This window comes from Ruegeria sp. BI12 (assembly GCF_056537985.1).
The window spans coordinates 42,590-55,617 of the sequence record NZ_JBQFSL010000001.1 but is presented as its reverse complement, the minus strand read 5'-3'; the positions used below and the strand labels follow the sequence as shown (position 1 = coordinate 55,617).

At 55.8% G+C, this 13,028-nt stretch carries 12 protein-coding genes; 5 read left to right on the top strand and 7 right to left on the bottom strand.

Annotation, left to right across the window (positions count from 1 at the left end):
• Window positions 1–101 precede the first annotated feature (101 nt).
• The 3 genes from ACR0AK_RS00290 to ACR0AK_RS00280 are packed head-to-tail and all read left to right on the top strand — an operon-like array spanning window position 102 to window position 2,896.
• Window positions 102–1,307, top strand: a complete 1,206-nt coding sequence (locus ACR0AK_RS00290; RefSeq protein ID WP_480792001.1) for a flagellar hook-length control protein FliK — start codon at window positions 102–104, stop codon at window positions 1,305–1,307.
• Window positions 1,304–1,975, top strand: coding sequence for a flagellar hook capping FlgD N-terminal domain-containing protein (locus tag ACR0AK_RS00285; RefSeq protein WP_480792000.1), 672 nt, complete (start codon window positions 1,304–1,306; stop codon window positions 1,973–1,975). Before ACR0AK_RS00290 ends, ACR0AK_RS00285 begins: the two co-directional genes overlap by 4 nt.
• A gap of 54 nt (window positions 1,976–2,029) precedes the next feature.
• Entirely contained in the window at window positions 2,030–2,896 is an 867-nt protein-coding gene (locus ACR0AK_RS00280) for a phosphotransferase family protein (RefSeq protein ID WP_480791999.1), read from the top strand.
• Here ACR0AK_RS00280 and ACR0AK_RS00275 read toward each other — a convergent pair.
• The 5 genes from ACR0AK_RS00275 to ACR0AK_RS00255 form a co-directional block, all read right to left on the bottom strand.
• On the bottom strand, window positions 2,893–4,203 hold the full coding sequence (locus tag ACR0AK_RS00275; protein ID WP_480791998.1) for an NAD(P)/FAD-dependent oxidoreductase: 1,311 nt from the start codon (window positions 4,201–4,203) through the stop codon (window positions 2,893–2,895). The two genes, ACR0AK_RS00280 and ACR0AK_RS00275, sit on opposite strands and share 4 nt — an antisense overlap.
• Window positions 4,200–5,018, bottom strand: coding sequence for an ABC transporter permease (locus tag ACR0AK_RS00270; RefSeq protein WP_170563618.1), 819 nt, complete (start codon window positions 5,016–5,018; stop codon window positions 4,200–4,202). Before ACR0AK_RS00270 ends, ACR0AK_RS00275 begins: the two co-directional genes overlap by 4 nt.
• Window positions 5,015–5,905, bottom strand: coding sequence for an ABC transporter permease subunit (locus ACR0AK_RS00265; RefSeq protein ID WP_170563792.1), 891 nt, complete (start codon window positions 5,903–5,905; stop codon window positions 5,015–5,017). The genes ACR0AK_RS00270 and ACR0AK_RS00265 overlap by 4 nt, the downstream gene beginning before the upstream one ends.
• On the bottom strand, window positions 5,905–7,032 hold the full coding sequence (locus ACR0AK_RS00260) for an ABC transporter ATP-binding protein (protein ID WP_170563621.1): 1,128 nt from the start codon (window positions 7,030–7,032) through the stop codon (window positions 5,905–5,907). The genes ACR0AK_RS00265 and ACR0AK_RS00260 overlap by 1 nt, the downstream gene beginning before the upstream one ends.
• Before the next feature lie 69 nt (window positions 7,033–7,101).
• On the bottom strand, window positions 7,102–8,187 hold the full coding sequence (locus tag ACR0AK_RS00255) for a polyamine ABC transporter substrate-binding protein (RefSeq protein WP_170563624.1): 1,086 nt from the start codon (window positions 8,185–8,187) through the stop codon (window positions 7,102–7,104).
• 140 nt (window positions 8,188–8,327) lie between these two features.
• Here ACR0AK_RS00255 and ACR0AK_RS00250 point away from each other — a divergent pair, with 140 nt between their 5' ends.
• Window positions 8,328–9,011 carry a GntR family transcriptional regulator gene (locus ACR0AK_RS00250; RefSeq protein WP_170563627.1) on the top strand — a complete coding sequence of 228 codons (684 nt, stop codon included), beginning with the start codon at window positions 8,328–8,330 and terminating at the stop codon, window positions 9,009–9,011.
• A gap of 75 nt (window positions 9,012–9,086) precedes the next feature.
• Window positions 9,087–10,484: an aspartate aminotransferase family protein gene (locus ACR0AK_RS00245; protein ID WP_170563630.1), complete on the top strand. Its 1,398-nt coding sequence runs from the start codon at window positions 9,087–9,089 to the stop codon at window positions 10,482–10,484.
• A gap of 394 nt (window positions 10,485–10,878) precedes the next feature.
• Here the strand turns inward: ACR0AK_RS00245 and ACR0AK_RS00240 are convergent, their stop codons facing one another.
• Together ACR0AK_RS00240 and ACR0AK_RS00235 are read right to left on the bottom strand one after the other, a co-directional pair.
• On the bottom strand, window positions 10,879–12,177 hold the full coding sequence (locus tag ACR0AK_RS00240) for a lytic murein transglycosylase (RefSeq protein WP_480791997.1): 1,299 nt from the start codon (window positions 12,175–12,177) through the stop codon (window positions 10,879–10,881).
• A gap of 63 nt (window positions 12,178–12,240) precedes the next feature.
• Window positions 12,241–12,954 (bottom strand): helix-turn-helix transcriptional regulator, encoded by a 714-nt coding sequence (locus ACR0AK_RS00235; protein ID WP_170563635.1) that lies wholly within the window; start codon window positions 12,952–12,954, stop codon window positions 12,241–12,243.
• Window positions 12,955–13,028: the final 74 nt, after the last annotated feature.

Genomic DNA, 13,028 nt, shown 5'->3' with positions numbered 1-13,028 from the left:
GAAAATTGCATCGAACTTTTTCGATCAAAGGTGAAAGCGGTTAAAATAAACGTAACTTCCTGCAGGCAGATTTCCGGTCACACAACCGGAGTCGGAGCAAAATGCCCAACCCTCTTTCAGTGATGACATCCTCGCCGTCCGCAACATTCAAATCCAATGGACCCAGGTCTGAACCGGGGGATGAAGGCGGCGCGGTGTTTGAGGCGGTGCTTATTCAGCACAAAGGTGAGAACAATGATGAATCGGCCGAACTTAATAGTGCGGAACCGGATCTTGACGTTGAAACGGATGAGACTGTCTTGGTTGAAGAATTGGAAAAGCCCGCCGATCCTGAGAAGGAACTGCTGCGCCCGCCTCTAGACGAACGTTTTGAACTGGGCACAAAACTCGATCCCGTCGAAACACCGCCGAAGACTGTCGTGCCAGAAGTGCACATTCCGAAAGTGCATCAAAGCGAACTGACTGGTCCAAACACCGATGTTGAACGAGCTGATGCGGGCATCAAAGATCCGAGCAGGGCCACCACAAGTATTCAAAACCGCGCCGATTTGCGTCCAGAGGCACTGCCAGAAGCAGCGCCGACAAAGGCTGTCGCCGCGAATTCTGCATTGCCATTTGCCGCTACGCCCTCGAAGGAAGTTGCGGACCTGCCCCTTCATCTGGCGCCGACCCGACATGAAACACAACAACCGCCGCTGTCCAATCCTGCGGCGCAGCGAACCACTAATCCGGCACGAATGCCGAGCATTGCTCAGTTGCAGTTGTTCGCGCCGGAAAAACCCCGTGCTCAGGTTGATGCGACCGCGTTTCTTGAGGTGGAGGACAATCACGTCCTAAGGACAGATTCGCCTGTTTCGGCTGGTCGGGACGCAGCGTTGCCCGTGCAGCTCATGGCACAAACCGCCCGAGCTGAGACAGCGCGCGCCATTGCCGGCCAAATTTCCGCCGCCATCAATGCTCAGCCGAAGTCCGGCGCGGTTGAAATTGCGCTGAACCCCGAAAAACTGGGGCGTGTTTCAATCATGCTAAACGGTCGCGATGACGGGTTGCATCTGACAATTTCCGCCGAACGCCCGGAAACCCTTGAAATGATGCGGCGCCATTTGTCGGTGTTGGAGGAAGAGTTCCGGAATTTTGGTCTTGGCGATCTGTCATTTGACCTCGGGACTTCATCAGACACCGAGCAGCACGATGCCGACGATCAGGAACGAACGTCTGCTGACACAACACAGCTTAGCGAAACCGCTTCAAATGCGTCTCCCATTCCCAAAACCGGCCCCGTTGGCCGCATCGACATGAGGTTGTGACTTTGATTACCCCAACCCAACCAAACGCCCAACCATCTACCCCGACAGGAAATGCAAACGCGCCGAAAAAAACTGGCCTGGCGTCAGACTTTGAGACGTTCCTGAAAATGCTTACCGTTCAGGCCCAGAATCAGGACCCGTTGAAACCGTTAGATGCGTCGGAATACGCATCGCAATTGGCGCAGTTTTCGATGGTTGAACAGCAGGTACAGACGAATGATCTGTTAGCAACACTTGGTCAGGCTCTGGGTGGTGCAAATCTGGACAAGCTCGGCAAATGGATCGGCATGGACGTGCGGGCACCCTCGGCTTTCCAATACGAGGGCGAACCTGTGGCCCTGTTTGCCACGCCCGCACCTGAGGCTGACAAAGCGGTCATGGTTATCCGCGACGGCGAAGGAGCCGTTGTCGACCGCATCTCAGTGTCGACAACCGGCCAGAATACAGTTTGGGCAGGTCAACGAAGCGATGGGCAGCCGCTGGCGGCGGGTACTTACTCAGCTACGCTGGAAAGTTACGATGGCGACGTACTGCTTTCGACACAGCAGGCAGAGGTTTACGACGAGGTCGTTGAAGCTCAAGTTGTGGACAATCAAGTCACGCTGACGCTCGAAAGCGGGCAGGTTGTGACCGCCACGACAGTTACCGGGGTCAGAGCCGGAACTTGATCTGTCGGGCAGGACAGTTCAAACCTTTGCAAATTCGACTCGCTAACTGCACTGGTGAAGCTCCTGTCTGGCCCAACCCTCCCCCCTTCAGATCTGGTCGACGATCTGCGCGCGCAAGACCTTGTTCGGCCCGATGCAGAGTTTCAGACGTTGTATGGCGGCCGCACAAATCAGGTCTGGAAAGTGCTGGGCGGCAGCGGCGACAAAGTGTTGAAGCTGTACCGCGCGACACCGCGCAATCCGCTGTTTCGCAACGACCCCGAACTAGAAGCGCAATGCTTGCGTGCCCTCGAACCAACCGGATTTGTTCCACGCCTGCGTGCAACCGGAGCACATGATACAGGCCATTGGGTATTTTATGATCACGCTCCGGGATCGCCGTGGAAAAACGATCCAGAGGTTGTGGCCGGATTGCTGCATAAACTTCACAAGCTTGATGTTTCAGTTCAAGCACCGCAAGGGTGCAATGGCAGCGGTGATCTGGCTGAACACGCCCAGCGTATTCTCAGTGCGTGCGCCTCTAACACACGTGCACGGCTCGCGCAGCATCGTCCAACGGGCCATGTGCCTGCGACCACACACACGTGCCTGATTCATGGCGATACAGTGGCCGGAAACATCCTTGTCGCGCCAACCGGTATGACGCTTATCGACTGGCAGTGCCCTGCCTTGGGCGATCCGTGCGAGGACATCGCGATGTTCCTGTCCCCAGCCATGCAGCGGCTTTACCGCGGTGCACCTCTGAGCGTGGCCGAAGAAGAACGGTTTCTTGCCGCTTACGGTCATGCCGAAACGGTCGCGCGGTACCGTAAATTGCGCCCTTGGTATGCTTGGCGCATGGCGGCCTATTGCCTGTGGCGCATCGAAAACGGGGCCACTGATTACACCCAAACGCTCGAACTGGAAATAGCCGCGCTTTAGAGCGACAACCGATCAATAATCGCCATTGCCGCATAGGACGGCGGCATCAGAGCGCGCCGCCAGTAACCAAGAGGAAACCGCCTTGGTGGCTGAGCAATTGGCACGGGCAGTTCGGACTGTTTGTCCAAAACCAAACCAGCAATTGCGCGCCCACAATATGTGCCCATGGCGACACCGTTCCCGTGATAGGCAAACGCGGCAAACATTCCGGGTTGATCGGGAACCGGCCCGACATAAGGCGTCAACTTGCGCGACAGGCACACCATTCCGGACCACATATGGGTCACATCCACATCTTTCCATTCAGGAAACATGCCTTGGAAGTCATGTAGCGCTGCCCGGCGAATGGCGGCCTCGGCCCGAGGCGACGATCGCAGGCCCCCACGCATGCCGAACAGGAACCTCCGGTCAGGCATCAGGCGGAAATAGTGCAGCAGATTTCGCGTGTCATACCCCATCTGTTCCGAGGTCCAGCCCTGCGCTTGCAGCTCGGAATCGGATAACGGCCGGGTCACCAAAACCGTGGATTGCGTGGGCATGTATCGCCCCGACAACCAGGAGGGCATATCCTCGCTGGAATACCCATTGGTACATATCATTACATTTTTTGCACGGACATGACCTGATCCGGTTTCAACGTCGAACCCGCCGGGTGTTTTCCTGATGCTTTCAACCGGGGATTTCTGAAACAAGCCCGCCCCCAGCCCTTTGGCAGCACTTGCCAGGCCAAACAGGTACTTTCGTGGGTTAAGGGCAAATCCGACCGGATTTGTATAGGCACCATGAAAGGCGCCGCCCAGACCCAGACCCTGCAGGTCATCAGGTTCATGCAGGACGCCTGAAGCCTCTGCCTTACGGCGCAGCTTTTCCATCGCGCGTGCGGAATGTGCCAGTTGGGTTTCGCCGTTCGAATGGGTATCTGCGTCGATCCGATGCTGGTCCAGCAAATCCGCGACAAGCTGAACCGCGTCTGATTCCGCCTGTTCGTAGGACCGCGTAGCTTCGGCGCCAAACCTTCGGACCATTGACCCGTGGCTCAGCTTGGACCCGCCGAGACAACAAAATCCGCCATTGCGCCCCGAAGCCCCCCAACCCGGTGTCGCAGCCTCAAGAACGGCAACTTTCGCGCCCGCCTCAGCCAAGTGCAGTGCCGCCGAAAGACCGGTAAAGCCGCCACCGACGACCGCGACGTCGACATTCAGATTACCTGCGAGGATCGGCCAATCGGGGGCCGAAATCGTCTGATCCCACCAACAGTTCTGTCGTGGCCCTGGTCCATAGGTATAGTCTGGAAACAGACGTTTCATTCGGTGCGCGCAGCGGCGAGTTCATCCTGCTTTTGCCGGACCATTGCGCGTTTCGTAACCAGCGAGGCGGTGATGACGCCAACGGTGACAACTGCGATCATGATTGTGGACAATGCGTTGATCTCAGGGCTGACGCCCAGACGGACGGCCGAGAATATCTTGATCGGCAAGGTCGTGGCCGACGGGCCCGAGGTAAATGACGCAATGACCAGATCGTCCAGCGACAGGGTAAAGGCCAGCAGCCACCCCGAAATCACCGCCGGGGCAATGATTGGCAGCGTCACAAGACGGAACGCCTGCGCGGGCGAACATCCCAGATCCAAAGCGGCCTCCTCCAGCGATTTGTCAAAGGTCACAAGGCGTGAGGAAACGACGACCGACACAAAGCACATCGAAAAGGTCGTGTGGGCTAGAACGATGGTCAAAATGCCCCGATCAAGTCCGATACCGATAAACAGCAGAAGTAGCGACAGGCCGGTGATCACTTCGGGCATCACAAGCGGCGCGTAGATCATACCGGAAAACAGTGTCCTGCCGAAAAACCGCCCGCCACGAACCAGAACATAAGCAGCTGCCGTGCCAAGGATCGTGGCCAAAGTGGATGAGAACACCGCAACACGGATCGTCACCCAAGCCGCGTTCAAAAACGCCTCGTTCTGGGCAAGCTCACCATACCATTTGGTCGAGAACCCGGCCCAGACTGTGACTAGCTTGCTTTCGTTGAAGCTGTAGATAATCAGGATGACCATCGGGATGTAGAGGAAGGCAAATCCCAGTGTCAAAGACACCGCGTTGAACCAACTTAGCCTGTTCATTGCTCGGCCTCCGTCTGTTTCTGCTGGTTTCGCTGAAACAGCACGATGGGGACCACAAGGATCAGCAGCAGAACCACCGCAACGGCGCTGGCAACCGGCCAATCGCGGTTCGAGAAGAACTCTTCCCACAACACCTTGCCAATCATCAGCGTACCAGACCCGCCCAGCAAAGACGGGATAACAAACTCACCAATCACCGGGATCATAACCAAAAAACAGCCCGCTATGATGCCGGGACGCGACAGCGGTATTGTCACAAGCCAGAACGCCTGAAGTCGGGAACAGCCCAGATCTTCGGCTGCTTCGATCAGAGATTCATCCATGCGTTCCAACGACGAATAGATCGGCAGGATCATGAAGGGCAAATAGGTGTAGACGATTCCGATATAGACAGCAGTGTTGGTATTCAAAATGGTCAGCGGCGTCGAAATGATTCCCAACCACAGCAGAATCTGGTTCAGGTAACCTTCATTGCTGAGGATGCCCATCCACGCGTAAACGCGAATCAGGAACGAGGTCCAGAATGGCAGGATTACCAGCATCATCAGTGTGGGACGCCATTCAGTTGGCGCTCGCGCCATGCCGTAAGCAATCGGATACCCCACCAGCAACGTCAGAACAGTCGCAATCAACGCGATCTTGACGCTGGACAGGTAAGCTTTCCAATAAAGGTCGTCTTCTGTCAGCCAGACAAAGTTCTCGAAATCCAGCTGACTGAAGAAATCCGTTATCCCTGCCCAACCCTGCGACAGGTCCAGTGTCGGCGTATAGGGCGGAATGGCCAGTTCGACATCCGACAGCGAAATTTTCAACACGATGAAGAACGGCACCAGAAACAGAGCCAGCAGCCAGACATAAGGGACGGCTATCAGAACAGCGCGGCGCATCAGTTCGCCAACAGAACCGCAGCCGTTGCCGTCCATGACAGCCAGACGGGGTCTTCCCAGGTAAAGGACCGGCGCGAGATTCGGCGCGTGTTGGCGGATTGCGCCTTGATGATCGTGCCATTTGGCAATTCGACATAATAGGTGGACAGGTTGCCGAGATAGGCGATGTCATGCACCTTGCCCTGAACCGCATTAATCGCATCGGCCGGTCGGTCCGCCGAAATCGTCACTTTCTCAGGGCGGATCGCCAGATGGCAGCTTTGACCGGTCGAGAATTCAGCCGGCGAGGTTGCGGTCAGCGGTGATTGTCCTTCGGCCCAGTCGACCTGATAGGTTTCGTTCCCATTCGCGGTCGCCCGGCCTTCGATGATGTTCACATCACCAATAAAGTCCGCGACGTAAACCGAGTTCGGGTTTTCATAAATCTTGTCCGGCGTCGACACCTGCATCAGCTTGCCCTGATCCATGACGGCAACGCGACTGGCGACGGTCATCGCCTCTTCCTGATCGTGGGTCACGATGACAAAGGTGGTGCCGGTCTTTTCCTGAATGTCCATCAGCTCGAACTGGGTATCCTGCCGCAGCTTTTTGTCCAGCGCACCCAAGGGTTCGTCCAGCAACAGCAGCTTTGGCGCCTTGGCCAGAGACCGTGCCAGGGCCACCCGCTGCCGTTGGCCACCCGAAATCTGATGTGGTTTGCGGCGGGCGAATTGCTCCAGCCGGGTCAGGCGCAGCATCTCTTCCACGCGGTCCTCAAGATCCCGCTTGGGCATATTATCCCGGCGCAGACCGAAGGCGATATTTTCCCAGATGCTTAAGTGAGGAAACAACGCGTAGGACTGGAACATCATGTTCACCGCCCGTTTGTTCGGTGGGATTGGGTCGATGTCCTGCCCGCCCAGCAAAATATGTCCCTCAGTTGGGGTTTCAAACCCTGCAAGCATACGCATCATGGTCGTCTTGCCACATCCAGATGGCCCCAACAGAGCGAAGAATTCTTTTTCAAAGATATCCAGTGACAGGTTGTCGATGGCCGTGAACCCACCAAAACGCTTGGTTACATTCTGAAACTGGATCAATGGCTTCGCCTGTGGATCATCCCACGGCGCAAAGACGTTAGTGTTCAAGGCGGCCCCCGTTCGACAGTCTGATTGAAAGGGCAAGGCGGGCAATCCGCCTTGCTCAGATTTATCGGCTCAGGTGCCCGACTTGACTTTGGTCCACATGCGCGTAACTACACGCTGTGTTTTCGCCGGATAAGGCGTTGTGATGTAGAGGTTTTGCATCGTCGCATCGTCCGGATAGATCGCCGGGTCGCCGATCACATCTTCTTCTAGGAACTCTTGCGAAGCTTTGTTGCCGTTGGCGTAATAAACATAGTTCGAGGCCGCAGCCATGTTATTGGCGTCCAGAATGAAATTCAGGAATTTGTGCGCACCTTCCGGGTTCGGCGCATCTGCCGGAATAGCCATTTGGTCGAACCACATCAGCGAGCCTTCGGCAAACGCGTGATACTCGATCTCTACGCCGTTGTCGGCCTCGGCTGCCCGATCCCGCGCTTGAAGGATGTCGCCGGACCAACCCACTGCGACGCAAATATCTCCGTTCGCCAGAGCGTTAATGTATTCCGAGCTGTGGAACTTCTGAATATGTGGACGCACGCCCACCAGAATTTCTTCGGCCTTTCCAATGACGTCTTTGTCATGGCTGTCCGGGTCTTCACCAATGTACTGCAGAACCATCGGAATGATCTCGGACGGTGCATCAAGGAAATGCACGCCGCACTCGGCCAGCTTTTCCATGTTCTCTGGCTTCAGTACCAGGTCCATGCTGTTCAGTGCCACATCGTCACCCAGAACTTCCTTGACCTTGCCAACATTGACGCCAAGGCCGGTCGTTCCCCACATGTAGTTGATCGAGTAAGCGTTATCTGGGTCATAACCGGCGGTGCGTTCCTGAATTACGTCCCAAAGGTTTCCTGAGTTCGAGAGTTTAGATTCATCCAGTTCCTGAAAAGCACCGGCCTGAATCTGGCGCTGAAGGAACGTGCCCGATGGCACAACCACATCATAGCCTGACCCACCAGCCAGCATCTTAGTTTCCAGAACTTCGTTGCTGTCGAATACGTCGTAGATCAGGGTCAGCCCCGTCTCTTCTTCGAATTTTTTCAGCAAGTCCTCATCGATATAATCGGACCAGTTGTAGACGCGCACCTCTTCGGCAAATGCCGCCGAAGTCCCCAGCGCGACAATCGCTGTCATCGTCAGCGTTTTGATTGACATATTTCTCTCCCTGCAAATGTACGGGTATTTTCCCGTTTTTTTTGATTTGATCAAGTTTTGCGTTTTCCCTCGATCCATCGTATGGTTTCACGAGGCCAGGCGTCTGGCAAGTCGACACTACGCGAAACAGGGTAAACCACTTGGATTTGATCAAAAATAAGGCATCTGACTCGAAAGTGGATGAGGGAAAAAGACCGGCGCATGAACAGGTGTACCAAACGCTGAGATCGCAGATCATGTACGGTGATCTGGTCCCAGGGCAACCCGTCACGATACAAGGTTTGACCGAATCACTCGGGGTTGGAATGACCCCGGTCCGCGAGGCAATCCGGCGGCTGATTTCTGACGGTGCGCTGGTGTTTCAAGGCAATCGGCGCGTCAGTGTTCCTTTGTTGTCGGGCACAGATGTCGAACAGATGATTTTTGCGAGAATATCAATAGAATCAGAGCTTTCCAGACGGGCAACTGCAAATTTGAAACCTGCTGATATCGACCAGCTTGAGAAGCTTGATCAACGATTGGATCAGACCATCACAGACGGGGACGTCGGTGGGTACTTGCGTTTGAACCACCGGTTTCATGAAGCTCTGTACGCTCATGCGGATGCTCCGATTCTCAACGATTTGGCCGAGCGACTTTGGCTGCGGTTTGGCCCTTCGCTGCGCGTTGTCTGCGGAAGATTCGGAACACATAGCCTGCCAGATCGCCACAAGGACATCATCGCAAGCTTGCGGGCGCAAGATGCAGAAAAAGTAGCCGAAGCTACCGCTCAGGACATTGAGCAGGGCATGGAATTGATGTCGGACGCATTGATCCGCGCCTGATTCAGGTCGATTCGATTGACAGCAAAAAATTTGATCATATTGTAACGGGTAACCGCTTTTGCAGGAGATTCTCTGATGTCGACCATCACCAATCACATGCCGACCGCCGAATTGCAGGCGCTGGATGCGGCACATCATATACACCCGTTTTCAGCCAACGGATCATTGGGCAAGGAAGGCGCGCGCGTCATCACGCGGGCCAAGGGCGTTTATCTGACAGATAGCGAAGGCGAAGAGATTCTGGACGCTATGGCGGGTCTTTGGTGCGTCAATATCGGTTACGGTCGCGATGAACTGGCCGAGGTGGCAGCGCGCCAGATGCGTGAACTGCCCTATTACAACACATTTTTCAAAACGACCCATGTTCCTGCCATCGCACTAGCGGCCAAGATCGCAGAGCTGGCGCCGGGCGATCTGAACCATGTGTTTTTCGCCGCAGGCGGGTCCGAGGCGAACGACACCAACATCCGTCTGGTACGCACTTATTGGGCTGAGAAAGGCCAACCGGACAAGAACATCATAATCAGTCGCCACAACGCCTATCACGGGTCTTCCGTCGGTTCGGCGTCGCTGGGCGGTATGGCTGGGATGCATGCGCAGGGCGGTATCCCAATCCCGAATATCCACCACATCAATCAGCCGAATTGGTGGGCCGAAGGTGGCGATATGACGCCAGAAGAGTTCGGTCTGGCCCGCGCGCGCGAGTTGGAAGACGCAATACAGGAACTGGGCGAAAACCGTGTCGCGGCCTTTATCGCAGAGCCCGTGCAGGGTGCGGGCGGTGTGATTATTGCACCCGATACCTATTGGCCCGAAGTTCAGCGCATCTGCGACAAATACGATATCCTTCTGATCGCGGACGAGGTGATCTGTGGTTTTGGTCGTACAGGCAACTGGTTCGGTTCGGAAACCGTGGGTATCAAACCGGATATCATGACCATCGCTAAGGGACTCAGCTCAGGCTATGCGCCGATCGGCGGCTCCATAGTTACCGACGAGATTGCCGAAGTGATCGGCGGTACCGAGTTCAATCACGGCTACACCTATTCCGGCCACCCGGTCGCTGCGGCCGTCGCATTAGAAAACCTGCGCATCCTCGAAGAAGAAGGCATCGTCGACCACGTCCGCGACGTGGCCGCCCCCTATCTTAAAGAGAAATGGGAGGCCCTGGCCGATCATCCATTGGTCGGTGAGGCCAAGATCGTCGGCATGATGGCATCAATCGCATTGACGCCGGACAAGGCCAGCCGTGCCAAATTCGCGTCCGAGCCCGGCACGGTCGGCTACATCTGCCGCGACCGGTGTTTTGCCAACAACCTGATCATGCGCCACGTGGGCGACCGTATGATCATTTCGCCGCCGCTGATCCTGACACCCGCAGAGATCGACGAGATGTTCGTCCGGATCTACAAATCACTGGATGAAGCACAGGCTGAGATCATTGAACAGGGGCTGATGAAGTCGGCTGCATAGCCTGGACTTTAGATTTTCGGAAAAGGGGCGCTTTGAGGAGCGCCCCTTTTGCCATCTACTTCTTTAGGCCAAATCCCCGTCATTCAAGTAAACTCAATACCTGACTACATTTTGATACACTAAACTCGAGCACTGGCTGAAGTGAATTGGTGCCGCGTGGAAATATAGAACTTAACGCGCGACAAATATCACTTGATTTGATGTATTTCAGATTCAAGTATGCGAATGCGAGCTGGTTTATATTACCTCTACTGGCGTCGCGGCCCGCTCTACTGCTGGGTCCACCTCCCGACTATCGTAGTGAGTGCCGGTAGTCGGGAGGTTGCGTAGCCGATGGCTGAAAAATGCCATCGACGTAAGAGCCCGCAATAGGCTGGCGCACTCCCTGCGTTTATCACCGCAGCCCTTCCAACAAATTTAAACTCGCATATCCATCGGGCAATAACCCTTGTGCCAATTGGTATGCCCGCACGGCATTAACTGTGTTCGGACCTGTGCGCCCGTCGATGCCTTGGGTATCGAAGCCAGCTTCAGTCAGTCGGCTTTGCAATTCCTTTTTTTCAGCAAAGCTCAACACGCGATCACCGCGCGGCCAATCAGTCTGGAACGCACCCTGTCCCGCCAAACGGTCGGAGAGGTGACCGATACCGATCACATAGGCATCGGCTCCATTGTACTTCTCGATGACTTTAAAGTTGTCGAAGATCATAAGCGCAACGCCCGTCCCTCCGGCCGGTAGCAGGATCGCCGCTTGTCCATGATCCGAAATTGGCGCGCCATTCGCAGCTACGACGCCACGATCAATCCACTCTGAAGGCATCAAAGTGTGATCGCGCCGCGCCTTGGAATAGTCGAACCCATCAGGCAAGGTGACTTCTACCCCCCACGGCTGCCCCGTGGTCCATCCATGCCGCGCCAGATAGGCGGCGGCTGAGGCCAGCGCATCAGTCGGATCGTCCGACCAGATATCGCGCTTTCCGTCACCATCGAAATCGACCGCATGGTCCAGATATGAGGTTGGCATGAACTGGGTATGCCCCATCGCCCCGGCCCAGCTGCCCGTCATGTTGGAAGGGCTGACGTCGCCCGCCTGAATGATCTGTAATGCGGCTATCAACTGGGTTTCGAAAAACTGCGCGCGTCTTGCGTCAAAAGCCAATGTCGCCAGTGATCGGATGGTGTGATCACTGCCCCGATAGGTCCCGAACGAGGTCTCAAGCCCCCAAATCGCCGTTACCACCTCTTTTTCAACACCGTATTTGGCTTCGATACGGGCCAACGTTTCACCGTGACGTTCCAGCCCGGTCTGGCCGTTTCTGATCCGCGTGTCCGAAACGGCGGAATCCAGGTATTCCCAAATGGGCTTTGAAAACTCTGCCTGATTGCGGTCGCGCCGGATTACGTCTTTATCGTAGGTCAACCCCGCCAGCGACCGGTCCAGCGTAGAGGCTTTTATCCCCTGCTCGGACGCCCGCTCACGAAATGCTCCAAGCCACGCCTGAAACCGCGCGTTTCCTTCGGTCGACACCCGATACTCCTTAGCTGAGGGTCGTAAAACTGGCCGGATGGATATCGCCACGCCAGCTGACGCCAGCTGTATGGCCTGTGACCCGCCCAGAGTATTGATAGATTCCGCCTGCACAATGGATGCCCATAATGCGGCGGTCATAACGCCACCTATGCATTTACGCATTCCGAATTTTCCTGGTTTCTGCTCAACCTCAGAATACCGCAGAATTGGAATTTTCCAAAGCGTTCAGCTTGACCCTTCGCGATCTTTTGCTTTGTGCTGTGCGCGGATCTGGGCCAGGGCCTCGCGCAACAAAGGGATACGGTTCGGCCTAAAGCTTTCATCTGTCACGGACATTTCGCGGATCCGATCCAGCCGGAAGACGCGGAAATCCTGCCTCAGATGGCACCAGGAAATCAGAACGTTGGAGCGATCCATATAGACGATACTCAGCGGGTTCACCTTACGACGGGTGTCATCGCCCTTGGCGTCCGTGTAGGCAAACTCGATCGTGCGCTCATCCCACGTGGCTTGTCGCAAGTCCCCGACCGTGATGGTGGGCTTGGCCGGGCGATCAAATCGCGTCGCTGTCAACACGGCATGGGTCAGGCGGTGCGACTGGCGCTGGGGTAGGCGTCCCTGAAGTTTTCGTAACGCATTGCCTGCCGCATCCGCTAAACCGGGGTCGCCAATGGCCTGCACCTCTCGCAGCCCCAACACTAGCGCTTCAAGCTCATCATCCGTGAATCCAAGCGGTGGCAGTGTTGCGTCTTCGATCAGGGTAAAGCCAAAACCGGCCTCACCGTCGATCACCGCCCCAAGCCCGCGTAACGACTCAATATCGCGATGAACGGTGCGCGGCGACACGCCCAGATCCTGCGCCAGTTGTTGGGACGTTCTTGGCGACGGGCCAGAGCGCAAGGCTTGCATCAATTGGAACAGACGGGCGGTTCGGGACATAATGCAGGTTAATCTAAACCTGATGACAGAAACTGTCATCAGGCAAAGGTATCCCTCGGGCATCCCTGATAATG